Consider the following 25,543-nt stretch of genomic DNA (forward strand, 5'->3'; position numbering starts at 1 on the left):
CTCTAAGGCGCGTCCATGCTTCCTGATATCGGCGGCACTGAACTCCTTGTCATCGCCGCCGTCGCCCTGATCGTGGTGGGGCCCAAGGATTTGCCCGCGCTTTTGCGCAAACTCGGCCAATTTGTCGGCAAGATGCGCGGCATGGCGTCGGAATTCCGCGCCAGCTTCGACGAAATGGCGCGTCAGTCCGAGCTGGACGAGCTGCGCCGCGAGGTCCAGGCCCTGCGCACGGGCCAGTTCTCCAATCCGGTGCAGGACGCGGCCGACGCCGCGCGTGACGCGATGAACCCCGACCAGGTCTTCGCCGACATCGACGCCTCGCTGTCCAGCGGGGCGACGCAGATGCACCCCTATGCCGCCGGCGAGATCCACAATCCGGCCCTGACCACCGACAACTCGATCCTGCCGACGCCTTCGGTGGAGATCGTCGAGAAGGCCAAGCGCGCGCCGCGCAAGAAGGCCGTCGCGGTCGCAGAGCCCGTTGTCGTCGAACCGGCCAAGACGCCGCGTAAGCGCGCTGTGGCCAAGAAGGACATCACCGTCGAGGCGCCCAAGGCCGCCCGCGCGCCGCGCAAGCGCACGCCCAAGGCCGGTGGCTCGACTGCTTCGGATATCGTCTCGTGAACGACAAGGCCATCGGATACGACCCGAGCGACGCCCACGAGGACGAGATCGAGGCTTCGCGCGCGCCGCTCCTGGATCACCTGATCGAGCTGCGCACCCGCCTGATCATCTGCGTGGCCGCCATCGCCGTCGGCTTCGGCGTCTGCTTCGCCTTCGTGAAGCCGATTTTCCTGTTTCTGGTGCGCCCGTTCACGGTGGCCGAGGGGCTGAAGGCCCTGCAGGACGCCAGCGGAGGCCATCACGGCTCGTTCGACCTGCTGCTGGCCCTGGTCGGCCTCAAGAAGGCGCCCGTGGCGTCGCTGGCCGACATCACCCTGCAGGCCACCGCGCCGCTGGAACAGTTCTTCACCAACATCAAGCTGGCGGCGTTCGGGGCCATCATCCTGGCCTTCCCGATCATCGCCTGGCAGCTGTACCGCTTCGTGGCGCCGGGCCTGTATAAGAAGGAGCGCAACGCGTTCCTGCCGTTCCTGATCGCCTCGCCGGTGCTGTTCCTGATGGGCGCGTCGCTGGTCTACTACGTCATGCTGCCGTTCGTGCTGTGGTTCTCGCTGTCCCAGCAGATCGTCGGCGAGGGCGTGAAGGTCGTTCTGCAGACCCGCGTGTCGGAATATCTGACGCTGGTGACGACCCTGCTGCTGGCCTTCGGCCTCAGCTTCCAGCTGCCGGTGGTGCTGTCGCTGGCGGGCCTGGCCGGCCTGATCAGCTCCACGATGCTGCGGGCCGGTCGCCGCTACGCGATCGTCGCCGTCTTCGTCGTGGCCGCCATCGTCACCCCGCCGGACCCGATCAGCCAGATCACCCTCGCGGTGCCGCTGTGCCTGCTCTACGAGATCTCGATCTGGTGCGTGTGGCTGATCGAACGCCGCCGCAAGCAGGAGGACGAGGCGGAAGCCGGCACGGACATCGTCTCGGTCTAGAGCGCATCGACATTCAATCGAACCAACAATCCCTGCTTTCATGGGCCTTGTGCCCAGGACCCATGGTTCAGATGCAAGGGAAGTCGGGCCGAGTTCATGGTCTTGCGGCCGCGCGCATCCGGAATGTCCGGGCCTGCCTCAGGCATGGGTCCTGGGCACAAGGTCCAGGAAGGCGACGGATTGAGATCGACGAATGTCGATCCGGCCGAGGTCGACCAAAACCATACGTTCCGTGACTGTGGCGCTGGCGGAAGCGCCCAAACGAAAAAGGACCCCGCGACCTATGCCGCGGAGCCCTTTTCCCACTCAGATACGCGAGTGACTTCTGTAGCTGCCCTGGATTAGGCGGCGGCGCCGATGCGCGCCTGCAGCTGAGCCTTGGCGGCGCGGACGGTGTCCGTGACGCAGGCCTGGTAGTTCACGACGCTGAAGCGCGGCTGGGCCTTGCAGACGGTCGCGGCGGCGGTGCGGATTTCGGCGTGGATCTGGTCGCGGGTCTTGCCCTTCAGCGAGATGCGGACGACCGAGACGGTTTCGTTTTCGAAGGCCTTGCCGGCGTCGCGGGCGCGCATCAGCGAGGCCAGCTGGCGGTTGGCGCTCATCAGGGCGCCGTCGATGCAGTCCTGCGTGGCGATCTTCGAACCGGTGGCGCAAACGGTGTCGGCGGCGGCCTTGATCTCGTTCTGGATCTGGACCGAGTTCTTGCCGGTGATCGAGACGCGAACTTCGTTGTTGGTCTTGGCGCCGGCCGGAGCGGCGACGACGGCGGCGATGGCGAGGGCGGCGAAAGCAGCGAACGTCTTCATGGTCTTCGAAATCCTTGAATGATCGAGAGGGCCGGGGAGGGCCGCGAAAGGAAAGCGCACTGGAATTGACGCGGCTTTTCGGCGGTCGGGATTAAGTCCGGGTTCAGAAGTGCGGCTAATATCCGTTAACAGTTGGATCGTTCGTGCAGCTGGGCCGCAAAACGGGGGATGAACGTCTTTTGAGACCTGCGTCACGCGGTCGCACATCCTCCATTTTCCCGATTTCGCGCAATGCGGGGTTGTCGGCGCGCGGAGTTCGCCGGATCACGAAGCCGTGGACAGGCGCCGCCGCCGTCCGGAAAGCTTGGCGCCCCCGCCGACGCGCCTTAGAGAGGGCGTTTCTCCTCGACTTTCCGAGCTAGCGTTCGATGCACGACATCAAGGCCATCCGCGATAATCCCGAAGCCTTCGACCGCCATTGGTCGGGCAAGGGCCGGTCGGGCGCGGCCGCCGAGGCCGTGGCGCTGGACGCTAAGTTGCGCGCCGCCCAGACGACGCTGCAGGAAGCCCAGGCCAAGCGTAACGAAAGCTCGAAGCTGATCGGCCAGGCCAAGGCCAAGAAGGACGAGGCCGAAGCCGCGCGCCTGATGGCCGAGGTTGAGGCCCTGAAGGGCGTCATGGCGACGGCCTCGGAAGACGAGGCCAAGTTCGGCGGCGAGTTGAAGGACCTGCTGGCCAGCCTGCCCAACGTCCCGGCCGCCGAGGTTCCGACGGGCGAGGATGAGAGCGGTAACGTCGAGCAGCGCGCCTGGGGCGACGCCGCCAAGCTGCCGGCCGGCCGCCTGAACGCGCCGAAGGATCACGTCGACCTGGGCCATGCCCTGGGCGGCATGGACTTCGAAGCCGCTGCCCGCATGAGCGGTTCGCGTTTCGTGGTCCTCAAGAGCCAGATCGCCCGCCTGGAGCGCGCCATCGGCCAGTTCATGCTGGACCTGCAGACGGTCGAGCACGGCTACACCGAGATCAGCCCGCCGCTGCTGGTGAAGGACGAGGCGCTGTTCGGCACCGGCCAGCTGCCGAAGTTCGCCGACGATCTGTTCCACACGACCGACGACCGCTGGTTGATCCCCACCGCTGAAGTCTCGTTGACCAACATCGTCCGTGAGCAGCTGGTGGCCGAGGAAGAGCTGCCGATGCGCCTGACGGCCCTGACGCCGTCGTTCCGCGCCGAGGCCGGTTCGGCGGGTCGCGACACGCGCGGCATGATCCGTCAGCACCAGTTCTACAAGGTCGAGCTGGTTTCGATCACCACGCCGGACCAGTCGGAAGCCGAGCACCAGCGCATGGTCGAGTGCGCCGAGGCCGTGCTGAAGAAGCTGGAGCTGCCTTTCCGCACCATGCTGTTGTGCACGGGCGACATGGGCTTTGGCGCCAAGAAGACCTACGATCTCGAGGTCTGGCTGCCGTCGCAGAACATGTACCGCGAGATCAGCTCCTGCTCGAACTGCGGTGACTTCCAGGCCCGTCGCATGGAAGCGCGCTATCGCAAGACCGGCGAGAAGGGCGGCCACTTCGTCCACACCCTGAACGGCTCGGGCCTGGCCGTCGGCCGCACCCTGGTGGCCGTGCTGGAGAACTATCAGGACGAGGCCGGCCGCATCCACATCCCGGCGGCGCTGCAGCCCTATATGGGCGGTGTGACCCACATCGGGGGCGCTGCGTGAGGATTCTCCTCACCAACGACGACGGCATCCACGCGCCGGGCCTGGTGGCCCTGGAGAAGATCGCCCGCGCCCTGACGGATGACGTCTGGATCTGCGCGCCGGAGTACGAACAGTCGGGCGCCAGCCGGGCCCTGACCCTGTCGGACCCGATCCGCGTGCGAAAGCTGGACGCGCGCCGCTTCGCCGTCGAGGGCACGCCGACCGACTGCGTGATGATGGCCGTGCAGCAGCTGATCGACGGCCCCGCGCCGGATCTGGTGCTGTCAGGCGTGAACCGCGGCCAGAACCTGGCCGAGGACGTCACCCTGTCGGGCACGGTGGCCGGCGCGATCGAGGGCATGGTCCACGGCATCCCGTCGATCGCCCTGTCCCAGGCCATGACCTGGTTCCATGACGAGGTCGTCGCCCACTGGGAGACGGCCGAGGCGTTCGGTCCCGGCATCGTCCAGCGCCTGCTGGAAGTGGGCTGGCCCGCCGACGTGGTCATGAACGTCAACTTCCCGGCCCTGCCGCCCGAGCAGGTCTCGGCGGTCGAGGTGACCCGCCAGGGTTTCCGCGACGGCCTGCTGCGCCACATGGACAAGCGCACCGACCTGCGCGGCCGCGACTACTATTGGATGGGTTTCTCGGCCAAGGCCTCGAACCCCGTCGAGGGCACCGATCTGCGCGCGATCTATGAAGGCCGCATCTCCGTCACGCCGCTACACATCGACCTGACGCACAACGAAACCGTCCACGCGCTGAAGGGCGTGCTGGGCGGCGCTCCGCCCAAGGTGAAGGCATGAGCGGACGGACGACCAAGGCCGCCGAGAACGCCAAGGCCGACTTGCCGCGCCTGATGCAGGCTCTGCGCGACCAGGGGGTGACAGATCCCCAGGTGCTGAAGGCCATCGAGACGACGCCGCGCGACCTGTTCACGCCGGACCTGTTCAAGGATCGCTCGTGGGAGGATTCGGCCCTGCCGATCGCCTGCGGCCAGACGATCAGCCAGCCGTTCATCGTCGGCCTGATGACCCAGGCCCTGACGGTCGAGCCGCGCGCGCGCGTGCTGGAGATCGGCACGGGCTCGGGCTACCAGACCACGATCCTCAGCAAGGTCTCGCGCCTCGTCTATACGATCGAGCGCTATCGCACGCTGATGAAGGAGGCCGAGGGCCGCTTCAACAAGCTGGGCCTGACCAATGTCATCACCAAGTTCGGCGATGGCGGCGAAGGCTGGGCCGAACAGGCGCCGTTCGACCGCATTATGGTCACGGCTGCGGCCGAAGATGATCCGAAACGGCTGCTTTCGCAGTTGAAGCCCAACGGCGTGCTGGTCGCGCCGGTGGGGAAGGGGCCAGTACAAAGCCTTCGCCGCTATGCGGGCGACGGCAAAGGGGGCTTCCGGGTCGAGATCCTGTGCGACGTGCGCTTCGTGCCGTTGCTGGCGGGCGTCGCCAAGGATCAGTGAGTCTGGGGGGCGCGGCGTTCGCGCTCTTCGGTGTTAAAGGTTGGTTTACCCTGGCGGAGCCCTCTGGTGGCCCCGGCGGGAAAGGAGAGGCTATGAGGCAGTTGTGGACGCAAGCGGCGGTGGCCGCCCTGACGGCTGGAACGCTCGGAGCCAGTGCGAACGCCGCGCCGATGGAAGGCTTGGCCGGCCAGCGCTTCACGCCCAACTTCCCGATCACGCAGCCGGCCGCCCAGCCGACGACCCAGCCCGCGACGACCGCCGCCGAGACGATCCAGACCGCGCCGGGCGAGGTCGAGACCCTGCCCAAGCCGACGCCGATCCAGAGCCAGTCGCTGCCGGCGGTGACCCAGTCGGAACTGCCGCCGCCGACCCCGGTGTCGCAACCAATCTCGCAGCCGGCCGCGACTCACGCCGCCCAGCCGGTTTCGGCTCCCGTGCTGCGTCCGGTCCCGCCGAAGACTGTCGTGACGACCACTGTCACCGGCCAGGTGGTCGAGGTGAAGGGCAAGCCGCAGACCCATACCGTCAAGTCGGGCGACACCCTGACCTCGATCGCCAAGCGTTTCGGCGTCAACGTCAACGACCTGGCCAAGGACAACGAGATCAAGAAGGGCCAGACCCTGAGCCTGGGCCAGAAGATCACCGGCCCTGCCAGTACGCAGAAGGCCTATGTCGTCCAGACCGGCGACACGATCTTCTCGATCGCCAAGCGCTTCAACGTCACCGCCGCGGCCCTGGCCGACGAGAACGACGTCAAGACCAGCGCCGCCATCAAGAAGGGCCAGAAGCTGGTTCTGCCTGACGGCTTCAAGGACAAGGGCCCGATCAAGACCACCCAGGTGATCCCGGGCACGCCCGCGTCGCAGCCGGCCCTGGCCGGTGGTGACAGCGAGCCCGCGCCGACCCGTCCGGCGACCACCACGCCCTCGCGCACCTCGGCCGCGACGACTCCGCCGCGCTCGAACCTGCCGCCGATCGGCGCCGAGTCGGCCGCTGAACAGACCATCACCAGCACCACCTCGCTCAGCGTCACCGGCGCCGTCGTGACGGTGCAGGGCCCGCGTCAGGTCCACACGGTCCGCTCGGGCGACACCCTGAGCTCGATCGCCCGCAAGTTCGACATGGGCGTCAGCGACCTGGCCGAGGACAACAAGCTGAAGGCCGGCGCCACGCTGCGCCTGGGCCAGAAGGTCAAGGGTCCGGCGACCACGGCCAAGGCCTATGTCGCCCAGAGCGGCGACACGCTGGGCGACATCGCCAAGCGCTTCAACGTCAGCGTCAAGGCGCTGGCCGCCGAGAACAACCTGCGCAGCACGGCTTCGGTCAAGAAGGGCCAGAAGATCCAGCTGCCGGACGGCTACCGCGACAAGGGGCCGATCCGCACCACCACCACGGTGACCAAGCCGGCGCCGGCCCAGCCGTCGAACACCTACGCCAAGGTCGAGACGCCGACGACGGGTCCGAACACGACGCGTCCGTCGACCTCGGCCCCTGCGCCGTCGACGCCGTCCAGCCCGGTCCCGTACACGCCCAGCTATTCGCGCCCCAGCGCGCCGATCGCCGCGCCGCCGTCCGCGCCGCCCACTAGTGCCCGTCCGATCATCGAAAGCGCCGCCCCGCCGACCGAGGCCGAGATCATCGCCTCGGGCAAGGGCAAGTTCGCCTGGCCGTTGCGCGGCGAGATCATCTCGTCGTTCGGCGTCAGTGGCCCGGGCCAGCGCAACGACGGCTTGGACATCCGCGCGCCGCAGGGCACGCCGGTGCTGTCGGCCGCCGACGGCAAGGTGGCCTACGCCGGCAACCAGGTCCCGCAGTTCGGCAACCTGGTGCTGGTCAAGCACGCCGACGGCTGGGTCACGGCCTACGCCCACCTCTCCAGCATCAATGTGAAGATGCAGCAGGACGTGCGTCAGGGCGAACAGGTCGGCGCGGTCGGCGCCACCGGCGGGGCCAACGAGCCCAAGCTGCACTTCGAGATGCGCTACGCCCCGACCGTCAAGGACAAGGCCAAGCCGGTCGATCCGGGCCTGGTGCTGCCGCGCTAGGACGTCATCGCCACCGCGACCCGAAAGACGGCCCGCTTCGAAAGAGGCGGGCCGTTCTGCTGTTGGAGGTCCTGCGCCGCTAGGCGGGCAGCTTCACGCCCAGCTCGCCGGCCACGTCGCGGACGAACTGCCAGGCCACGCGGCCCGAGCGGCCGCCGCGCTGGGTCGACCACTGCAGGGCGCGGCGCTCGAGGTCCGGCGCGGCCAGGCCGAACTGCGCGGCATAGGCGCGGATGGCGGCCAGGTAGGTGTCCTGGTCCATCGGCGGGAAGCCGATCCACAGGCCGAAGCGGTCGGAGACGCTCATCTCCTCTTCGGCGTTCTCGGCGGCGGCGATGGCGCCCTGGCGCTCGACGTGGTCGCGCGGCATCAGGTGGCGGCGGTTCGAGGTGGCCACGAACAGCACGTTCTCCGGCGGACCCGAGACGCCGCCCTCCAGCGCCGACTTCAGCGCCTTGGCCGCGGCCGCGCCGTCCTCGAACGAGAGGTCGTCGCACAGCACGACGAACCGTTCCGAACGCGTACGTAGCAGGTCGAACAGCGGGGGCAGGGCGGCGACCTCGTCGCGGTCGACCTCGACCAGCTTCAGGTCCGTGAACTCATTGGCCAGGCTGACGAAGGCGGCCTTGGTCACCGAGCTCTTGCCCGTGCCGCGCACGCCCCAGAGCAGGACGTGGTTGCAGGGCAGGCCCACGGCAAAACGGCGCAAGTTCTCGACAAAGCGGTTCTTTTGCCGGTCGATGCCGACCAGCAGGTCCAGCGCCAGCGGGTAGTCCGGCGCGGGCACGAAGGCGCCGTCCTTGGGGTCATGCCGGAACAGGCGCGCGGCGCTGAAGTCTGGCTTGGCGGGCGGCGGCGGCGCCAGGCGTTCCAGGGCGTCGGCGATGCGCGTGAGCAGGGGAGTTGTCGCGTCGGTCATGGGCACGCTGCATACCGGGTGCGCTTGCATTGCAAAAGGGGAGGCGAACGCATAGCTTCCGCCGACTTGGCGCGACCCTATGAGCTTGGCTCCCCTGGGCGGCGCGCCTTACCGGTTTTCTTGGAGCTCTTATGTCCAATATGTCTGCCCAGCTCGTTCAGCTCGCGCCGATCCTCCTGATGGTCGTGCTGTTCTACTTCATGCTCATCCGCCCGCAGCAGAAGCGCGCGAAGGAGCACCAGAACATGCTCGCCAACATCAAGCGCGGCGACAGCGTCGTCCTGGCCTCGGGTGTCCTGGGCAAGATCGTCCGCGTCGAAGACAAGGAAGTGGGCGTCGAGATCGCCCAGGGCGTCACGGTGAAGGTCCTGAAGGGCATGATCACCGAAGTCCGCGCCAAGGGCGAGCCGGCGGCCGCCAACGACGCCAAGAACTAAGGCGTAAGCCGAGCCTGCGAGGCAGGCTCGGCCCTTTATCTGGAGCGTGATGGTCGCCGAAACCGCTCACACTTTCGGCTATCACGCTCTAGAAACCCTATCTCGAGGCGTTCGTAGCGACGCCGCCTGAAAAGTCCCGATCCATGCTGACTCTCTCCCGCTGGAAGATCATCGCCGTCACCCTGTCGGTGATCTTCGGCATTCTGTTCTCCCTGCCCAACGTGCTCCCGCAGAGCACGGTGGACGCCATGCCCGGCTGGCTGCCGCACAAGAAGCTGAACCTCGGCCTCGACCTGCAAGGCGGCTCGTACCTGCTCTATGAGGTCGACACCGACGCCCTGCACCGCGAGCGTCTGTCGAACCTGGTGGAAGACACCCGCACCCAGCTGCGCAACGAGCAGATCCAGTTCGGCGAACTGGCCCAGCAGGGCGAGATCGTCAGCGTCCGCATCGCCGACGCCGCGCGCTACAACGATGCTCTGAACCTGCTGCGCAAGAACCTCGGCGCGCCGCTGGCCGGGGTGATCGGCGGCAAGGACGTGACCGTCGCGGGCAAGGGCGACCAGCGCATCGAAGTCAGCTTCGTGCCGGAAGCCGCCCGCGCCGACGCCGCCAAGGCGGTCGAGCAGTCGATCGAGACGATCCGTCGCCGTATCGACAGCCTGGGCACCAAGGAGCCCTCGATCAATCGCCAGGGCGACAACCGGATCATGATCCAGGCCGCCGGCGAGAGCGATCCCGAGAAGCTGAAGAACGTCATCGGCAAGACCGCCAAGCTGACCTTCCAGATGGTCGACGAGACGGTGACGCCCGAAGACGTCGCGGCGGGCCGCATCCCGCCGGGCTCGGAAGTGGTGCCCAGCGAGGACCGCTACGCCCAGTACTATGTGCTCAAGAAGCGCGCCCTGGTGTCGGGCGAGGAACTGACCAACGCCCAGCAGCAATTCGACCCGCAGTCGGGCTCGCCGGTCGTCCAGTTCGCCTTCAATGGCGTGGGCGCGCGCAAGTTCGGCGACGCCACTGCCCGCAACATCGGCAAGAAGTTCGCGATCGTCCTCGACAAGAAGGTGATCTCGGCTCCCGTCATCAACGGCGCGATCACCGGCGGCACGGGGGTCATCACCGGCAACTTCACGGTCGACAGCGCCAACGAACTGTCGCTGCTGCTGCGTTCGGGCGCTCTGCCCGCGCCGCTGAACGTCGAAGACCAGCGCACGGTGACCGCCGAGCTCGGCGCCGACGCCGTCAAGGCCGGCTCGATCTCGCTGGCCATCGGCGCCCTGGCGATGTTCGTTTTCGTGATCCTTGCCTACGGCCTGTTCGGCGGCTTCGCGGCCATCGCCCTGGTGGTCAACGTGCTGCTGATCATCGGCATCATGTCGATGACCCAGGCGACCCTGACCTTCCCGGGCATCGCCGGCCTGATCCTGACCCTGGCGGTCGCCGTCGACGCCAACGTGCTGATCTACGAGCGCATGCGCGACGAGGCCAACGCCGGGCGCACGCCCATGGCCGCGGCCGACCACGGCTACCGACTGGCCCTGACCTCGATCCTGGACGCCAACATCACCAGCCTGATCTCGGGCCTGATCATGTTCGGCTTCGGCTCGGGTCCGGTGAAGGGCTTCGCCTGGACGCTGGTGATCGGCGTGTTCACGTCGCTGTTCACCGCCATCTTCATCACCCAAGTGCTCATCGGCTGGTGGTTCAAGACCACCAAGCCGAAGAAGCTGCCGATCGCATAGGAGAACCGACCATGCGTTGGCCCCTCATCCGCTACATCCCGCGTTCGACCCACTACCGCTTCGTGCGGTGGGCGCCGGTCGCGGCCGTCTTCTCGGCCCTGCTGATCATCGGCGCGATCGTTTCGCTGGTCTTCCAAGGCCTGAACCTGGGCATCGACTTCAAGGGCGGCGTCGCCCTGGAAGTGGCCATGCCGCGCCCCGTGCCCCAGGCCGAGCTGCGCGTGGCCCTGAACCAGATCGGCGCCCACGACGGCCAGGTCCAGGGCTTCGGCTCGCCGAACGCCGCCATGGTCAAGTTCCGCCCGGCCGAAGGCGAGGCGGCGACCGCCGCCTCCAAGCACGTCGAGGCCGAGCTGGTGAAGCGCTTCCCCGATCTCAAGGTCGTCAGCCGCTCGGAAGTCGGCGCCAAGGTCTCGGGCGAACTGCTGATGTCCGGCTTCAAGGCCCTCGGCGTCGCCCTGCTGCTGACCCTGGGCTACATCTGGTTCCGCTTCGGCCTGTCGTACGGCACGGGCGCGGTCGTGGCCGTGATCCACGACATCGTCCTGACCCTGGGCCTGCTGTCGGTCGTGGGCATCGAGTTCTCGATGACCGAGATCGCGGCCCTGCTGACGGTCATCGGCTACTCGATGAACGAGAAGGTCATCACCTTCGACCGTCTGAAAGAGAACCTGCGCAAGTACAAGACGACCCCGCTGCGCGACATCATCGACCTGTCGGAGAACGAGCGTCTGTCGCGGACGATCATCACCGGCACCACGGCCCTGCTGGCCCTGGGCGGTACGATGCTGTTCGGCGGCCCGGTGCTGTTCCCGCTGGTCTTCACCATGGTGTTCGGCATCATCATCGGCACCTACTCGTCGATCTACATCGCCCTGCCGCTAATCCTGGTCTGGGGCGTGAAGCGCGGCGACGAAGAGGCCACGCCGATCAAGTTCGGCGCAGCCTCGCGCCCGTAATGCGTCAGCCGCCGTCCATCGACGCCTGGGGCGGCGGCGGCTTTCGGGTCGCCGGCGACTGGCGGCCCGGTTCGCTGCTGATCATCGACGATCAGCCGCGCGACTGGGCCATCTCGGCCCTCTCCGAACTGACGCCTGAATCCTTCGCCGAAGTCTTCGCGGTAGAGGGCACGGTCGAGTTCGTCCTCCTGGGCACGGGCCTCGTCAACGCCCTGCCGCCACGCGCCGTCCGCGACGCCCTGAAGGCGGCGGGCGTGGGGCTGGAGTTCATGAGCACTGAAGCGGCCGCCCGCACCTACAACGTGCTGGCCAGCGAGGGCCGTCGCCTGGCGGCGGCGCTGATCGCGGTTTAGCGAGGTCCAAAAGACCTCCGTTCCCCGAACTTTACCCGACTCTCGAAAACCCCGTATGGTCCCGCTCAAGCAATAGGGATCCGAGGGGGAAACCGAATGTCTGGACTGCTTTCCAACTTCCGCAACACCATCATCGTCAGCTTCGTCCTGGCGCTGGTGATCATCATTGGCTACTCGCACGGGCCCCAGGGCCACGGCGAAGTGTTCCTGCAAGCCGTCTTCCGCTGGCTGCACGTGATGTTCGGCATCCTGTGGATCGGGCTGCTGTACTACTTCAACTTCGTCCAGATCCGCGTGATGCCGCAGATTCCGGCCGAGCTGAAGCCGGCCGTCAGCAAGTACATCGCGCCCGAAGCGCTGTTCTGGTTCCGCTGGGCCGCCCTGTTCACCTGGGTCATGGGCGTGATCCTGGCCTTCAGCCGGGGCTACCTGGTCGAGGCCGCGACCCTGGGCCTGGCGGGCGGCTACACGCCCGGCGTCGACATGAGCTTTACCTTCATCGGCACCGGCATGTGGCTGGGTACGGTGATGTTCTTCAACGTCTGGGTCTTCATCTGGCCGAACCAGAAGATCGCCCTGGGCCTGGTCGAGGCCGACGCCGACGCCAAGGCCAAGGCGGCCAAGATGGCGATGCTGTTCTCGCGCACCAACACGCTGCTCAGCCTGCCGATGCTGGCCACCATGGCGATGAACCAGACCATCTTCGGCTAAACACCGCCGAGAATTGCTGTAAGGGGAGGGTCCGTCATCTCGACGGGCCCTTTTCTGTTTCGAAGACCCCATTTCCCAGATCATGGCCGATACCGAAACCCTCGACGATCTCGTCCGCCGCCTCGATCCGGACCGCTGGCTGGCCACGCGGTTCATCGGCGACGCCGCCGCGCGGGCCGACGTCATCGCGCTGTACGGCCTGAACTACGAGCTGGCCCGGGTGGCGGGCGGCGTCACCAACGCCCTGATGGGCGAAATCCGCATCACTTGGTGGCGCGAGGCGATGAAAGAGATCGCGGCCGGCAAGACGCCGCGCAAGCATCCCAATGTCGAGGCCCTGGCCGCCTCGACCTTCGATCCGAACGCCCTGGCCGTCCTGACCGAGGCGCGGTTCACCGACCTGGACGAAGGCCCGCTGAGGGACGAGGCGGCGGTGCTGGCCTATGTCGACGGCACGGCCGGCGCCTTGGCCGTGCTGGCCGCGCGTCGCCTGGACCCCGCCGCCGATCCCCACGCCGTGAAGGGCGCGGCGCGGGCCTATGGCCTGGCGGGCCTCTGGCGGCTGAAGCAGGCCGGCCGCTCGCGGCTGCCGGAGGACTGGACACAGGCCGATATGGCGCGGCGGGTGGCGGAACAGCTCAAGGACGCGCGGGAAGAAGTGAGAGGACTGCCCGTGGCGGCGTTCCCAGCGATCGCCACCGCCGCCCTCGCCAAGCCGTTCGTCACAGGCCGCGAGATGGGCGACCTGGAGAAGAAGGCGCGGCTGACGTTCGCGGTGGCGACGGGGAAGCTTTAGGCCTCAAGGCTATCCGTCATTACGACCAGCTCTCCGAGGAACGGATCGACCCGACAATTCGAACTCGCAACTGATCCCTTGACGTTCAAGGGGTGAGCTCGGCAACCTCCAATTGTTGAGCGGGGCGCCGACGGGGCACAATAGCGATCGGCAACGGTCGTTCGGTCCAAGTGTACCGGTGAGGTGGTGTCGCGAGTTCAAATCGAGAGGCGGTATTTCATGCGCTCTGTCTTGATCGTTCCCGCGCTCGCCGCCGTTCTATTCCTTCCCGTTGACCTGGCGGTGGCGCAGACACGCCCGAGCAAAGCTGGTGCAAACGCGAGCCGGGTAGTCCCCGCTCCTCCGCCACCTGCTCCCACCCTGCCGCCCGTGTCACTCGTCGGGGCGATGCAGCCGACGCAGCAATGGTTTGGAATTCTGACGGGAAACACGGAGGGAAGTCGCTTCCTCGATATTCAAGCCAATCTGGATGCGACAGGCCAGTTGTCGGGCAAGGTGGACTTCTTCCCCTTGCGACAAGGCGCGAGTGGCTCCTGGCCGCTGACCGGAAAGTACCGCGATGGCAGTTGTGAGCTAAAGTTCGGTGGCAATACCTATCGGGGCGCCTGCTCTGCGACGGCATTTCGCGGGGTGAAGAAGTTCCTCGGCAAGTCGGAAATGATGGTCGTCGTGGCCGCCAGCGGGCGCGAGCGCCTGAAGTTGAGCGACAAGCTCCTGCCGACTTCCCTGACCTATGCAGGCACCGCTCGCATGTCTGAAGGTGACTACGCCTTTCAGGAGGTGATCACCCTTAGCCATTCGAATGGCTATCTCGAGGGGAACATTCGCAACCAGTTCGGCTCACTGCCCGCGCATGGCGTTGCCATGGATGGGAGCTGTACGATCCTGGTCGGAATGGGGCGTACCTATACGGGCCGATGCGACCGAAGCTCGTTCGTAGGCGAGGAGCTGAACGATCGCGGCGGCATAGAGATGTCTTTCCGACATTCCGCCGTTTCCAGCGAAGTCGCGAACAATTTTGCGCGGCCGACCTCGCCCTCCAGCAATCAGGTCGCGGCCCCTGTCCAAAATAGCCCCGGCGCGAGTCCGGCGGGACAGGCCGCGCCAAGCTCGGGTCCCGTTGCGGCAACCGTGCGTCGCGTCAGCGCGACGGGGCGAGCCCGTATTCTGGTCGAGCCAGGCGGCTACTGTGGGCAGGAGGCCATGCTGCTCAAGGGATACTGCTTCGACGAGGCCATCGCGCACCTTGAACAGGATCCCAAGAAGAAGGACATCACCGTCATCCGTACGCGCCAATCCTTGCCGCTAGGCGCGCGGATCGGGCGGGGCGAGTATGATTTTGTGGAGGTCAAACGGCGGAAAGAGGGCGGGTATCTCGCCGACAAGGATTTGCGAGGCACGTCGCGCGTTCCCGTTCCGTCGGGATGCATGTACCGGGGCGTCGCCGATGAAGGCTTCGTAATTAGCGTGTCGGGCGGACGTAAGGTCGCTGTCGAAACCGCTGACTACCTTTGTGACTAGATTTGCCGAGGTATCGCCAAACGCGGTCGATGCCTGAGCAGGAGACCGAGGGATTCGAACCCTCGATACCCTTTGGCTATCCCGGACCAGCCGCGCGGGCCGTCCGGGATAGCCAGGATGGCGCGGTCTATTTCCCCGGCCGCTTGTTGCCCGTCCACTGGTCCAGCCAGTCCAGCACTTCCTTGTGCCACTGCACCGAGTTCTGGGCCTTGAGCACCCAGTGGTTCTCGTTCGGGAAGTACAGCAGCTTGCTGGGCACGCCCTTGCGCTGCAGGGCGGTGAAGGCCGAGAGGCCCTGTTCCACCGGGATGCGGTAGTCGAGCTGGCCCTGGATCACCAACTGCGGCTTGGTCCACTTGTCGACGTGCAGCACCGGGTTGAAGGTTTCGTAGGTCGTGTTCGGCTGCCACGGCGTTCCGCCGTTCTCCCACTCGGTGAACCACAGCTCTTCGGTGGCATAGCCCATCGAGCGGGTGTCGAAGACGCCATCGTGATCGACCAGGCACTTCCAGGGCTCGTTCCAGTTGCCGGCGATCCAGTTGATCATGTAGCCGCCGTACGAGGCGCCGAGCGCGCAGGCGCGGTCGCCGTCCAGGAAGCTGTACTTGCCCAGAGCCGCGGCCCAGCCCTTCTGCAGGTCTTCCAGCGGGCGGTCGCCCCAGTGCTGGCTGATCGCGTCGGTGAAGCCCTGGCCGTAGCCGGTCGAGCCATGGAAATCGACCATGACCACGGCATAGCCGGCGTTGGCGTAGACCTGCGGGTTCCAGCGGTACGACCAGCTGTTGCTGAACGAGCCCTGCGGACCGCCGTGGATCAGGAAGGCGACCGGATACTTCTTGGCCGGATCGAAGTTGGCCGGCTTCACGACGAAGCCGTGGACCTCCTCGTCGTTCCAGCCCTTGAAGGCGAACTGCTCGGGCTCGCCCCAGACGACGTCCTTCAGGGCTTCGCTGGAGACGCTGGCGATCTTCACCGGCGGCCCCTTGGGGACGGTCATGTAGAGCTCGGACGGGCTCTTCAGCGAGTCGGAGGCGTAGACGATGCCGGTCGGGCCGACGTCGAAGGCGGTGACGTGGCCGTCGCCGGTGACGGGCGTGACCTTGCCGGTCTTCACGTCGATGGCGAACAGCTTGCCTTGGCCGACGTCCAGGGCGGTGGCGTAGATCGTCTTGCCGTCACGGCTCCAGGCGATGGCGTCGGCCGAGCGGTCCCAGGTTGGGGCCAGTTCACGGGTCTTCTGGGTCGTCTCGTCATAGATCATGACGCCGAAACGGTCGGCTTCGAATCCCGGGCGCTTCATGGCGCGATAGGCGATCAGCTTGCCGTCCGGCGAGGCGATCCCCGGAGTGTCCCAGGCCTTGTTGTCGGCGGTGTAGTTCGTCGGCTTGGCCGAGCCGTCCAGCGGCACGCCCCACATGTCGTAGTTGGTGGTCCAGGGCTCGTCCTTGCCGGCGACCTTGGCAGAGAAGATCACCAGCTTGCTGTCGAAGCTGACCACGAAGTCGTCGTCGCCGCCGTAGGGCTTGGTCGGGGTGTCGCCGTCGAAGCCCTTCATCAGGTCGATCGGCTGGCCGGCCGCCACGCCGTTGGCGTCCAGGCCATAGGCGAACAGGTGGTTCTTGGTCCCGTCGTTCCAGGTGTCCCAATGGCGAACGAACAGGCGGTCGAAGACGACGCCCGTGGCCTTGGTCGAACCCTTGGCCGCGAGGCGGGCCTCGGTGCAGGTCAGGTCGGCGCAGTCGGGGAACACAGCCAGGCCGACCACGATCGCCTTGCCGTCCGGTGCGACCCGGTAAGCCTGCACGTCGAACGGCGCGGAGGTCACCTGCGTCGCAGTCTCGCCCGCTACATCGGTCTTGAAGACCTGCTCGGTCCCGCCGGCGCGGCTGGAGGAGAAGTAGATGGTCTTGCCGTCGGCGCTCCAACGGCCGCTCGAGGCGCCGCCGTCCGAGATCTTCAGCCGGCGCGGCGCCATCCTGGCCTTCAGGTCGGCGATCCACAGGGACATCGAGGCCTTCTGGGCCGGATAGTCCATGGTCCGCACCGCGTAGAGCACGTAGCGGCCGTCCGGCGAGACGCGCGGATCGCTGAGACGGTCCAGGCTGGCCATGTCCTTGGCGGTGAAGACGTGGGCCTTGGCAGTGGAGGCTTGGGCCGGCGGCGCTTGCTGCGCCTGCGCATGGGCCGTTCCGGCCATGGCGGCGGCGAGGGCGACGACGGAGGCGGCGAGACGCAAGCTCTTGATCATGAAACCCAATTTCCCGGAAACGGTTATCCCTTTGGCGGCGGAGCCTAGCCCTGCTTTTCGCCGCCGCCTAGGGGAACTGGGCATGAGATTCCCGAGCACGGATCGTCGATCGACGTTCTGTTGCCGCGTGTGCGTCTGTGTAATAAAAGTGAAATAAAGTCAGTCGCTTAGCGCGTAACAATCCGAAACAGACTTTGCTTTGCCGCGACGCAGCATCGCTCCTACATGCTAAGACGGGGCGAAAGGGCGACCGTAGAGTCGTCCATCGAACGATAAGGGTCTCTAGTGTCGGCTTCGGGTTATTTTCAGCACACGGTCGCAGGACCGGTGATCTTCGCGGGGATCGGCCTGCACACGGGCGCGCACGTGCGCGTCGTCGTGCGCCCGGCGGCCCCCGACATGGGGATCATCTTTGTGCGGACCGATGTGCATGACCGTGACAACCGTGTCCCCGTCACCGTCGAGTCGGTCTGCCAGACCCAGCTGGGTACGGTCATCAACAATGTCGACGACGTGCGCGTCTCGACCATCGAGCACCTGATGGCGGCCCTGGCGGCCCTGTCGATCGACAACTGCATCGTCGAGCTGGACGGTCCGGAAGTGCCGATCATGGACGGCTCGTCGGAGCCCTTCGTCCAGATCCTGGACCGCGCCGGCCGCCGCAAGCAGGAAGCCGTCCGCCAGTACATCGAGATCCTGTCGCCGGTCACGGTGGAGGAGGGCGACAAGCGCGCCAGCCTCCTGCCGGCCGACCGCTTCGAAGTCGCCTTCGAGATCGATTTCGGCAGCAAGGCCATCGGTCGTCAGGCCGTGGATTTGGCCGTCGACGAAGAATCGTTCCGCTCGGAACTGTCCGACTGCCGCACTTTCGGCTTCGTCCGCGACGTCGAGGCGCTGCGCGCCATCGGCCTGGCGCGCGGCGGCTCGATGGAGAACGCCGTGGTCATCGACGGCGACCGCGTCCTGAACCCGGAAGGCCTGCGCCGCCCGGACGAATTCGTTCGCCACAAGGCGCTGGACGCCGTGGGCGACCTGTATGTGCTGGGCAAGGCCATCGTCGGCCGCTTCGAAGGCGTTCTGGCCGGTCACGGCCTCAATAACGCCGTGGTTCGAGCGTTGCTGTCCCAGCCGCGCGCCTGGCGCCTGCGCGCTCTCGCGCCGGAACTAGCCGAAGCGGTTTAGGGGAACCCCTTTCGTGTTTGGCTTCGCATTTGCGCCTTCGGCGGCGTGGTGTAGAAGCCTTTCACGGCGCAGGGGCGCGCGTTTGCTTCGAAGGTGAGAGACTCCGTGCTTCGTATTTTCTCGGGACGTTCGGCCGTCACTATCGCCGCTGTCCTCGTCGCCGTTTCGGTGGCGGGCTGCGCCGGCAAGGCCAAGAAGCCGACCCTCGCCTACGAAGAGCGTCCCGTCGAATTGCTGTATTCCACCGGCGCCGATCGCCTGGACCGTGGCAGCTGGAACGAGGCCGTCGACTATTTCCGTGAAGTCGAGCGTCAGCACCCCTATTCGGAATGGTCGCGCCGCTCGATCCTGATGACCGGCTACGCCCACTACCAGGGCAACCAGTACAATGAGGCCATCGGTGACGCCGACCGCTTCATCTCGCTGTACCCGGGCAACCCGTCGGCTCAGTACGCCTACTATCTGAAGTCCATCTGCTACTTCGAGCAGATCGTCGACGTGAACCGCGACCAGGCCGCCACCGAGCAGGCCCTGGCGGCTCTGCGCGACGTCGTCCAGCGTTACCCGAACACCGAGTACGCGACCGACGCCCGCCTGAAGATCGACATGGTCAACGACCAGCTGGCCGGCAAGGAAATGGCCATCGGCCGCTGGTACCTGCGCAACGGCAACACCCTGGCCGCCATCGGTCGCTTCAAGGCCGTGATCGAGAAGCACCAGACCACGTCGCACACGCCCGAAGCGCTCTATCGCCTGGTCGAGTCGTACATGACCCTCGGCCTGCTCGAGGAAGCCAAGCGCAACGGCGCCGTCCTGGGCTACAACTTCCCGGGCGACCGCTGGTACGCCGACGCCTACAAGCTGCTGAACGACAACGGCCTGAAGCCCGCCGTCGAGCCGCTGAAGGCCGGCACCAAGCGCAATGCGCTGGAGCGCATCCTGACCAAGGACAAGGATACGACCCTGGCGCCTCCTGGCGAGAAGAAGGCCAAAAAGGGCGGCCTGATGGGCGTCCTGGGCATGTAGATGCGAGCGACGGAACAGGTCTGTGCCTGTTCCGTTCTCATTTGCCCCTTTGAAAAACTTTGATTCCCGGCGATCTTGCGCGTCATGCTGATCGGCCTTTCCATCCGTGACGTCGTGCTCATCGAGAGCCTGGACCTGGCCATCGGCGAGGGCCTGACCGCGCTGACCGGCGAAACCGGGGCCGGCAAGTCGATCATCCTTGACGCCCTGGGCCTGGCGACTGGCGCGCGCGCTGATGCCGGCCTGGTTCGCCGAGGGGCGGCGGGCCACGCCTCGGCGACCGCCATCTTCGCGCTGCCGGCCGACCACCCCGCCTTTGCCTATCTGGACGACAAGGGCCTGGACTACGGCCGCGACGAGGACCTGGTCCTGCGCCGCCAGCTGTCGCCGGACGGCCGCAGCCGCGCCTTCGTCAACGACCAGGCCACCAGCGTCGGCGTCCTGAAGGACCTGGGCGGCCTGCTGCTCGAGGTCCATGGCCAGCACGAGACCGTCGGCCTGCTGGACCCCAAGACCCATCGCGGCCTGCTGGACGCGTTCGGCGGCGTCGGCCTCTCCGCCGTCGCCTCGGCCTGGAGCGCCTGGCGCGCCGCCCGCGAGAAGGCCGTCGAACTGCGCGACCTCGCCGGCCGCGCCGCCGCCGAGACCGAGGAACTGACCCTCCGCCTGTCCGAACTGGACCGCCTGGATCCCCGCGAGGGCGAGGAGACCGGCCTGGCCGAGGAACGAGCCCTGTTGAGCTCGGCGGAAAAGGTGATCACCGACGTCGCCTCGGCCCAGGACATCCTGGGCGGCGACTTTTCTGGGAAACTGGCCCAGGCCTACCGCGCCCTGGATCGGGCGCGCGAACGAGCCCTGCAAGCCGGCGCGCCGGCCGATGGCGCGGCCATGACCCGCCTGCAGGCCGCCTGCGACGCCGTCGACCGCGCCCTGGTCGAGGCCCAGGAAGCCAGCGCCGCCATCGATGCGGTCGCCGAGTCCTTCGAGTTCGAGCCCGACCGCCTGGAAAAGGCCGAGGAGCGCCTGTTCGCCCTGCGCGGCATGGCCCGCAAGCTCAATGTCCTGGTCGAGGACCTGCCCGCCAAGCGCGCCGAGTTCGCTGCTCGCCTGCAGGCCATCGAGACCTCCGAGGACGCCCTCAAGGCCGCCGACAAGGACGCCGCCGAGGCGCGCGAGGGCTATCTCTACGCCACCGAGCAGCTGTCGGCCGAACGCCGCGCCGCCGGCGACGCCCTGGCCACGGCCGTCGAAGCCGAGCTGACGCCGCTGAAGCTGGAGAAGGCCCGGTTCCGCGTCGCCGTCGAGGCGTTGCCCGAAGAGCGGGCGGGACCGAACGGCCTGGACCGCATCGCCTTCGAGATCTCGACCAATCCCGGCGCGCCGTTCGGACCCATGGAAGCCATCGCCTCGGGCGGCGAACTGGCCCGCTTCGCCCTGGCGCTGAAGGCGGCGCTGGCGGGACGGGGCGGCGGTCCGCAGCCGCTGATGATCTTCGACGAGGTCGATCAGGGCGTTGGCGGGGCCGTGGCGGACGCGGTGGGCCTGCGCCTCAAGCGCCTGGCCAAGAACGCCCAGGTGTTGGTGGTGACCCACTCGGCCCAGGTCGCCGCGCGGGGTGACGCCCACTGGCGGATCTCCAAGTCCGGCGACGACACCTCGACTCGCACCAAGGTCGAGCCCCTGACCCCCGCCCAGAGCGAGGAAGAGATCGCCCGGATGCTGTCCGGCGCCGAGGTGACCGAGGCCGCTCGTGCGGCCGCGCGGGCCTTGATGGCCTAGAGGGGCCGTCCTCGCCCTTCGACAGCCTCAGGGTGAGGACTACTTTTCACGACGGCTCGGTAGGAACCTCACCCTGAGCTCGTCGAAGGGCGAGGTTTCGGTTCCTAGGCGCTGACCGGCGTGGCGCTAATGGCTAGCGGCTTGCGGGCTTGGTGGGTCTTGATCCACTGCTGCAGCGGCGCATCGACCAGGCGCTCGAACAGCCAGGCCACGACGATCGCCGCCGGGATGGTGGCCCCCCACAGCGCCCATTCGACGGCGGACGGCAGGCCGATTTTCTGCTCGACGACCCGCACCACGCCCAGCCAGACGATGGCGGTCAGCGTGTTGGTCAGGAACAGCGAGAACGACAGGCGGCCCGCCGCGCCGGCCCAGCGCCACGTATGAGTCGGCGAGGCGCCGGCGGCGTAGATCAGCAGGCCCAGCAGGGCGAGGCTCAGATGGTCAAACTTGCCGAACGCCTGGAGGCCCAGGACCGTAATCAGGGCGAAGACGGCCAAGTCATTGGCGTGGCGGCGGGCCATCTCGCCGACCGGCAGGCGCGCGACCAGCAGGCCCATCATGAACAGCGGCACGCCCCGGATCAGGCCGAAGCGTAGGGGAAGCTGGTAGCCGGGCGTGCCGAAGATGAAGTCGGCGACGAAATCGACGACCAGATAGGCCGCGACGCCAATGGCCAGCAGCAGCAATGGCGACTTCGCCTTCGCGATCTGGCGCCAGACCATCGGGAACAGGGCGTAGGCGGCGACCAGGGCCGACAGGGTCCAGGTCGGCATGTTCCAGCCCGAGTTGCCGGGGGCGAACCAAGCCTGGACCAGGAAGACCTGAGGCAGCAACTGATCCCACCGGAACCACTGCGGGTTCTGCGGGGCCAGGCCGATGGCGCTGGTGGCCAGGAAGAAGGCGACGAACAGGACCAGCATGACCAGGTGCGAGGGCCAGATGCGCTGCACGCGGCGCTTCAGGAAGCCCAGGGTGTCGACATCCGAATTCAGGACGCGCGGCCCATAGGTGCGCGCCAGCACATAGCCCGACAGCATCAGGAAGAAGTCGGTCGCCAGATAGCCGCGGCCGAACGCCGGGTTCAGGCTGAACAGCGACACCGGAGCCCGCTCGGCCACGTGGTAGAGCACGATGAACAGGGCCGCCAGGAAGCGCAGGGCGTCCAGCGGACCGTCCCGCGACAGGATGGGCAGGCTGGGAACTGTGCCGGCTTTGAACATGGCGAACTCCTTCAAGCCCTACACCGCAAGGCCTGGGCCAGTTTTCGCCTGTGAGGTGAGCGGTAGCTGACTCCCCCCGTCCGGGCGGCGTTGCTAACCTGCCAGCGTCTTCCCGTTGCCGGATTCGCGCCCGTGTCCCAGATTCTCGTCGCCGACCTCACCGAAGCCCAGGCCGTCGAGGAACTGGAGCGCCTGGCCGACGAACTGACGGCCCATGATCTGCGCTATCACCAGCAGGACGCGCCCACGATCAGCGACGGCGAGTACGACGCCCTCAAGCGCCGCAACCTCGATATCGAGACCCGCTTCCCGCACCTGATCCGCGACAACTCCCCGTCCATGAGGGTGGGGGCGGCGCGGGCCGAGCAGTTCTCGCCGGTCGAGCATGGCGTGCCGATGTTGAGCCTCGACAACGCCTTTTCCAACGACGAGGCGACCGAGTTCGACGCTCGCATCCGCCGGTTCCTGCGCCTGTCGCCGACCGACACCGTGGCCTACACGGCCGAGCCCAAGATCGACGGCCTGTCGGCCTCGCTGCGCTACGAGAAAGGCGTGCTGGTCCAGGGCGCGACGCGCGGCGACGGCCGGGTGGGCGAGGACGTCACCGCCAACCTGCGCACCATCGCCGACATCCCCCACCGCCTGAAAGGCTCGGGCTGGCCCGATGTGATCGAGGTGCGCGGCGAGGTCTATGTCGAGCTCGCCGCCTTCGCCGCCTTCAACCAGGTCGCCGAGGAGGCCGGGCAACGCACCTACGCCAACCCGCGCAACTTCGCCGCCGGCTCGCTGCGCCAGATCGATCCGAAGATCAGCGCCCAGCGGCCGCTGCGGTTCTTCGGCTACGCCTGGGGCCTGGTGTCCGAGCCGTTCGCCGACAGCCAATGGGGGGCGCTGGAAAAGCTCGAAGAATGGGGCTTCGTGACCACGGCCCCGCCGGCTCAGCGGGTCGAGAACGCCCAGGGCCTGCTGGGTATCTACGCCCAATTCGAGACCCTGCGCCCGACGCTTGGTTTCGACATCGACGGCGTGGTCTACAAGGTCGACGACCTGGAGCAGCAGCGCCGCCTGGGCTTCGTCTCGCGCTCGCCGCGCTGGGCCATCGCCCGCAAGTTCCCGGCTCAGCGGGCCCGCACGATCCTGGAAGCCATCGACATCCAGGTCGGCCGCACTGGCGCTCATACACCGGTCGCGCGTTTGAAGCCGGTCACGGTCGGCGGCGTCTCGGTGACCAACGCCACACTGCACAATGGCGACGAGATCGCCCGCCTGGACGTCCGCGTCGGCGACACGGTCGTCCTGCAGCGCGCCGGTGACGTGATCCCGCAGATCGTCGAGGTCGACATCGCGGCGCGCCCGGACCCGGAACCGCCCGTCTACGAATTCCCTCGCCACTGCGAATGCCCGCTGAAGACGGAGCTCACCCGTGAGGTCAACGCCTCGGGCCAGGAGTCGGTCGTGCGCCGCTGCACCGGCGAGTTCGCCTGTCCGTTCCAGCGGGTCGAGCACCTGCGCCACTTCGTGTCCCGCCGCGCCTTCGACATCGAGGGCCTGGGCGAGAAGCAGCTGCAGGCCTTCTTCGAGGAGGGCTGGATCACCGAACCGGCGGACATCTTCCGACTGGCCAAGGACGAGGAGAAGCTGGCGGCCCTGCGCGAGCGCGACGGCTATGGCGAGACCTCGATCGCCAACCTCGTGAAGGGCATCGATGCCCGCCGCACCATTGGCATGGACCGGATGATCTACGGCCTGGGCGCGCGCGATATCGGCGAGACGACCTCGACTGTCCTGGCCCGCAACTTTGATCGCTTCGAGGACCTGCAAGCCGCCGCCGAGGCCGCCGCCAAGGGCCTGCCGGGCGAGACCTATCTGGAGCTCTCGACCGCCCAGGGCGTCGGCCCCAAGGCGCTCGACCTGCTGATCGAAGCCGGGAGGGGCGGTCTGCTCGCCGATCCGTGGCCTCAAACCGACGACCTGGAGATCAAGATCGGTCACGCCGTGCCGAAACTGACCAAGCCGGCCAAGGCGGCGCTGGCCCAGCGCTACGGGACCTGGGACGCCTTCGCCCAAGGCCTAGTCGAGGCCGCCTCGGGCGCGCCGGGCGACGACTATCTACACCTGGCCGCCGTCGATGGGGTCGGGCCGGTGGCGGCGCAGTCGCTGGCCCGGTTCTTCGCCGAGGAGCACAACCGCCAGAAAGTCGCCAACCTCGTCGCGGAACTCGACATCCAGCCGGTCGCCAAGCCCAAGACCGACACCGCCGTGGCCGGCAAGACCATCGTCTTCACCGGCTCGCTGGAGAAGATGACTCGCGACGAGGCCAAGGCTCAGGCCGAAGGCCTGGGTGCGAAGGTCGCCTCGTCGGTGTCGAAGAAGACCGACCTCGTGGTCGCCGGCCCCGGCGCGGGCTCGAAGCTCAAGACCGCCACGGAGCTCGGCATCCAGGTCATGACCGAGGACGAGTGGCTGGCGATGGTCGCCCAATGAAGGTCATCGCCCTCGACTTCGAGACCGCCAACGAACAGCGGTCCAGCCCGTGCTCGATCGGTCTGGCCTGGATCGAGGACGGTCAGGTGGCGCGGATCGAGCATCACTACATCCGTCCGCCGGGCAATCGGTTCGCCTCGTTCAACATGGCGTTCCACGGCATCCGGCCCGAGCATGTCGCGGACGCCGAGGAGTGGCCGGCGGTGCTGGAGCAACTGCGGCCGGAACTGGAGGGCGCGCTGGTCCTGGCGCACAACGCCTCGTTCGACATCAGCGTGATCCGCCGGACCTGCGAGCACTATGACGTGCCCGCGCCGGGCTTCGACTATCTGTGCACGGTGCAGGTGGCGCGCAGCGTCTGGGCCGACCTGCCGTCGCACAAGCTGAACGTGGTCTGTGATCACCTGGGCGTCGACTTCAAGCACCACGACGCGGCGGGCGACGCTTATGCCTGCGGGCAGGTGGCCCTGGCGGCGGCGAGCCTGAACGGTCTGGCCCACGTGCGCGAGCTTCCCGCGCGGCTGGGCATGAGCCTGGGCCGGCTGGATCACGACGGCTATACCCCGTCGCGGGCGGCGGTCAGCTCGCGCCGGCGCTGGGCCTGATCGCTTTCCGAATTCCCGCCTCGTTTTCGTGTCAGCTCTTGTCGCG

22 protein-coding genes are annotated in these 25,543 nt (G+C 67.2%); 18 read left to right on the forward strand and 4 right to left on the reverse strand.

The genetic code is table 11. The annotated features are described in order from the left end of the window. Window positions 1-15 precede the first annotated feature (15 nt). Window positions 16-624: a Sec-independent protein translocase protein TatB gene (gene tatB, locus AC07NN_RS13905; RefSeq protein WP_494641661.1), complete on the forward strand. Its 609-nt coding sequence runs from the start codon at window positions 16-18 to the stop codon at window positions 622-624. Next, the gene (gene tatC / locus AC07NN_RS13910) at window positions 621-1,544 is read left to right on the forward strand and encodes a twin-arginine translocase subunit TatC (protein ID WP_494641663.1); all 924 of its coding nucleotides are present in this window, start codon (window positions 621-623) and stop codon (window positions 1,542-1,544) included. The genes tatB and tatC overlap by 4 nt, the downstream gene beginning before the upstream one ends. Before the next feature lie 341 nt (window positions 1,545-1,885). Here the strand turns inward: tatC and AC07NN_RS13915 are convergent, their stop codons facing one another. Further along, window positions 1,886-2,350: a hypothetical protein gene (locus AC07NN_RS13915; protein ID WP_494641665.1), complete on the reverse strand. Its 465-nt coding sequence runs from the start codon at window positions 2,348-2,350 to the stop codon at window positions 1,886-1,888. A 368-nt stretch (window positions 2,351-2,718) separates the two neighbouring features. On the opposite strand from AC07NN_RS13915, the gene serS reads away from it, so the two are divergent. The 4 genes from serS to dipM all read left to right on the forward strand — a co-directional run bounded on the left by serS (window position 2,719) and on the right by dipM (window position 7,509). Beyond that, window positions 2,719-4,014 carry a serine--tRNA ligase gene (gene serS / locus AC07NN_RS13920; protein ID WP_494641667.1) on the forward strand — a complete coding sequence of 432 codons (1,296 nt, stop codon included), beginning with the start codon at window positions 2,719-2,721 and terminating at the stop codon, window positions 4,012-4,014. Continuing rightward, complete coding sequence (gene surE / locus AC07NN_RS13925; RefSeq protein WP_494641669.1) at window positions 4,011-4,799, forward strand: 5'/3'-nucleotidase SurE; 789 nt, start codon at window positions 4,011-4,013, stop codon at window positions 4,797-4,799. Before serS ends, surE begins: the two co-directional genes overlap by 4 nt. Further along, complete coding sequence (locus AC07NN_RS13930) at window positions 4,796-5,464, forward strand: protein-L-isoaspartate(D-aspartate) O-methyltransferase (RefSeq protein WP_494641671.1); 669 nt, start codon at window positions 4,796-4,798, stop codon at window positions 5,462-5,464. Before surE ends, AC07NN_RS13930 begins: the two co-directional genes overlap by 4 nt. Window positions 5,465-5,556: 92 nt before the next feature. Then, entirely contained in the window at window positions 5,557-7,509 is a 1,953-nt protein-coding gene (gene dipM, locus AC07NN_RS13935) for a cell division endopeptidase DipM (protein ID WP_494641673.1), read from the forward strand. A 79-nt stretch (window positions 7,510-7,588) separates the two neighbouring features. On the opposite strand, the gene AC07NN_RS13940 is transcribed toward dipM, so the two are convergent. Beyond that, window positions 7,589-8,428: an ATP-binding protein gene (locus AC07NN_RS13940; RefSeq protein WP_494641675.1), complete on the reverse strand. Its 840-nt coding sequence runs from the start codon at window positions 8,426-8,428 to the stop codon at window positions 7,589-7,591. 131 nt (window positions 8,429-8,559) lie between these two features. On the opposite strand from AC07NN_RS13940, the gene yajC reads away from it, so the two are divergent. The 7 genes from yajC (at window position 8,560) to AC07NN_RS13975 (ending at window position 14,950) form a co-directional block, all read left to right on the forward strand. Then, the gene (yajC, locus tag AC07NN_RS13945) at window positions 8,560-8,865 is read left to right on the forward strand and encodes a preprotein translocase subunit YajC (protein ID WP_494641677.1); all 306 of its coding nucleotides are present in this window, start codon (window positions 8,560-8,562) and stop codon (window positions 8,863-8,865) included. Window positions 8,866-9,008: 143 nt separating this feature from the next. After that, window positions 9,009-10,610 carry a protein translocase subunit SecD gene (gene secD / locus AC07NN_RS13950; RefSeq protein ID WP_494641679.1) on the forward strand — a complete coding sequence of 534 codons (1,602 nt, stop codon included), beginning with the start codon at window positions 9,009-9,011 and terminating at the stop codon, window positions 10,608-10,610. 11 nt (window positions 10,611-10,621) lie between these two features. Then, window positions 10,622-11,569, forward strand: a complete 948-nt coding sequence (gene secF, locus AC07NN_RS13955; RefSeq protein ID WP_494641681.1) for a protein translocase subunit SecF — start codon at window positions 10,622-10,624, stop codon at window positions 11,567-11,569. After that, window positions 11,569-11,922 carry an Mth938-like domain-containing protein gene (locus AC07NN_RS13960; RefSeq protein ID WP_494641683.1) on the forward strand — a complete coding sequence of 118 codons (354 nt, stop codon included), beginning with the start codon at window positions 11,569-11,571 and terminating at the stop codon, window positions 11,920-11,922. Before secF ends, AC07NN_RS13960 begins: the two co-directional genes overlap by 1 nt. Before the next feature lie 96 nt (window positions 11,923-12,018). Then, a complete protein-coding gene (locus AC07NN_RS13965) occupies window positions 12,019-12,633 on the forward strand; it encodes a urate hydroxylase PuuD (protein ID WP_494641685.1) in 615 nt (204 codons plus the stop codon). Between the two features lie 82 nt (window positions 12,634-12,715). Continuing rightward, entirely contained in the window at window positions 12,716-13,429 is a 714-nt protein-coding gene (locus tag AC07NN_RS13970) for a squalene/phytoene synthase family protein (RefSeq protein ID WP_494641687.1), read from the forward strand. 387 nt (window positions 13,430-13,816) lie between these two features. Beyond that, entirely contained in the window at window positions 13,817-14,950 is a 1,134-nt protein-coding gene (locus tag AC07NN_RS13975; RefSeq protein WP_494641689.1) for a hypothetical protein, read from the forward strand. A gap of 127 nt (window positions 14,951-15,077) precedes the next feature. On the opposite strand, the gene AC07NN_RS13980 is transcribed toward AC07NN_RS13975, so the two are convergent. Next, window positions 15,078-17,198 carry a S9 family peptidase gene (locus AC07NN_RS13980; RefSeq protein ID WP_494641691.1) on the reverse strand — a complete coding sequence of 707 codons (2,121 nt, stop codon included), beginning with the start codon at window positions 17,196-17,198 and terminating at the stop codon, window positions 15,078-15,080. Window positions 17,199-17,483: 285 nt separating this feature from the next. Here AC07NN_RS13980 and lpxC point away from each other — a divergent pair, with 285 nt between their 5' ends. From lpxC to recN, 3 genes are all read left to right on the forward strand, one after another. Then, window positions 17,484-18,380, forward strand: coding sequence for a UDP-3-O-acyl-N-acetylglucosamine deacetylase (gene lpxC / locus AC07NN_RS13985; RefSeq protein ID WP_494641693.1), 897 nt, complete (start codon window positions 17,484-17,486; stop codon window positions 18,378-18,380). Between the two features lie 93 nt (window positions 18,381-18,473). Next, window positions 18,474-19,406 (forward strand): outer membrane protein assembly factor BamD, encoded by a 933-nt coding sequence (locus tag AC07NN_RS13990; protein WP_494641695.1) that lies wholly within the window; start codon window positions 18,474-18,476, stop codon window positions 19,404-19,406. An 84-nt stretch (window positions 19,407-19,490) separates the two neighbouring features. Next, a complete protein-coding gene (recN, locus tag AC07NN_RS13995) occupies window positions 19,491-21,185 on the forward strand; it encodes a DNA repair protein RecN (RefSeq protein ID WP_494641697.1) in 1,695 nt (564 codons plus the stop codon). A gap of 104 nt (window positions 21,186-21,289) precedes the next feature. Here the strand turns inward: recN and AC07NN_RS14000 are convergent, their stop codons facing one another. Further along, entirely contained in the window at window positions 21,290-22,408 is a 1,119-nt protein-coding gene (locus AC07NN_RS14000; protein ID WP_494641699.1) for an acyltransferase family protein, read from the reverse strand. 132 nt (window positions 22,409-22,540) lie between these two features. Between AC07NN_RS14000 and ligA the strand changes: the two genes are divergently transcribed. Both ligA and AC07NN_RS14010 read left to right on the forward strand, forming a co-directional pair. Then, window positions 22,541-24,892, forward strand: a complete 2,352-nt coding sequence (gene ligA / locus AC07NN_RS14005; RefSeq protein WP_494641702.1) for an NAD-dependent DNA ligase LigA — start codon at window positions 22,541-22,543, stop codon at window positions 24,890-24,892. Continuing rightward, entirely contained in the window at window positions 24,868-25,497 is a 630-nt protein-coding gene (locus AC07NN_RS14010) for a 3'-5' exonuclease (protein ID WP_494641705.1), read from the forward strand. The genes ligA and AC07NN_RS14010 overlap by 25 nt, the downstream gene beginning before the upstream one ends. Window positions 25,498-25,543: the final 46 nt, after the last annotated feature.

The organism is Caulobacter sp. GW821-FHT09H08 (genome assembly GCF_059415885.1).

What these genes read in the sequence shown, in the direction of transcription:
- tatB (WP_494641661.1), top strand. Translation starts at nt 16, where the DNA reads ATGCTTCCTGATATCGGCGGCACTGAACTCCTTGTCATCGCCGCCGTC.
- AC07NN_RS13915 (WP_494641665.1), bottom strand. Translation starts at nt 2,350, where the DNA reads ATGAAGACGTTCGCTGCTTTCGCCGCCCTCGCCATCGCCGCCGTCGTC.
- serS (WP_494641667.1), top strand. Translation starts at nt 2,719, where the DNA reads ATGCACGACATCAAGGCCATCCGCGATAATCCCGAAGCCTTCGACCGC.
- AC07NN_RS13930 (WP_494641671.1), top strand. Translation starts at nt 4,796, where the DNA reads ATGAGCGGACGGACGACCAAGGCCGCCGAGAACGCCAAGGCCGACTTG.
- dipM (WP_494641673.1), top strand. Translation starts at nt 5,557, where the DNA reads ATGAGGCAGTTGTGGACGCAAGCGGCGGTGGCCGCCCTGACGGCTGGA.
- AC07NN_RS13940 (WP_494641675.1), bottom strand. Translation starts at nt 8,428, where the DNA reads ATGACCGACGCGACAACTCCCCTGCTCACGCGCATCGCCGACGCCCTG.
- yajC (WP_494641677.1), top strand. Translation starts at nt 8,560, where the DNA reads ATGTCCAATATGTCTGCCCAGCTCGTTCAGCTCGCGCCGATCCTCCTG.
- secD (WP_494641679.1), top strand. Translation starts at nt 9,009, where the DNA reads ATGCTGACTCTCTCCCGCTGGAAGATCATCGCCGTCACCCTGTCGGTG.
- secF (WP_494641681.1), top strand. Translation starts at nt 10,622, where the DNA reads ATGCGTTGGCCCCTCATCCGCTACATCCCGCGTTCGACCCACTACCGC.
- AC07NN_RS13960 (WP_494641683.1), top strand. Translation starts at nt 11,569, where the DNA reads ATGCGTCAGCCGCCGTCCATCGACGCCTGGGGCGGCGGCGGCTTTCGG.
- AC07NN_RS13965 (WP_494641685.1), top strand. Translation starts at nt 12,019, where the DNA reads ATGTCTGGACTGCTTTCCAACTTCCGCAACACCATCATCGTCAGCTTC.
- AC07NN_RS13970 (WP_494641687.1), top strand. Translation starts at nt 12,716, where the DNA reads ATGGCCGATACCGAAACCCTCGACGATCTCGTCCGCCGCCTCGATCCG.
- AC07NN_RS13975 (WP_494641689.1), top strand. Translation starts at nt 13,817, where the DNA reads ATGCAGCCGACGCAGCAATGGTTTGGAATTCTGACGGGAAACACGGAG.
- AC07NN_RS13980 (WP_494641691.1), bottom strand. Translation starts at nt 17,198, where the DNA reads ATGATCAAGAGCTTGCGTCTCGCCGCCTCCGTCGTCGCCCTCGCCGCC.
- recN (WP_494641697.1), top strand. Translation starts at nt 19,491, where the DNA reads ATGCTGATCGGCCTTTCCATCCGTGACGTCGTGCTCATCGAGAGCCTG.
- AC07NN_RS14000 (WP_494641699.1), bottom strand. Translation starts at nt 22,408, where the DNA reads ATGTTCAAAGCCGGCACAGTTCCCAGCCTGCCCATCCTGTCGCGGGAC.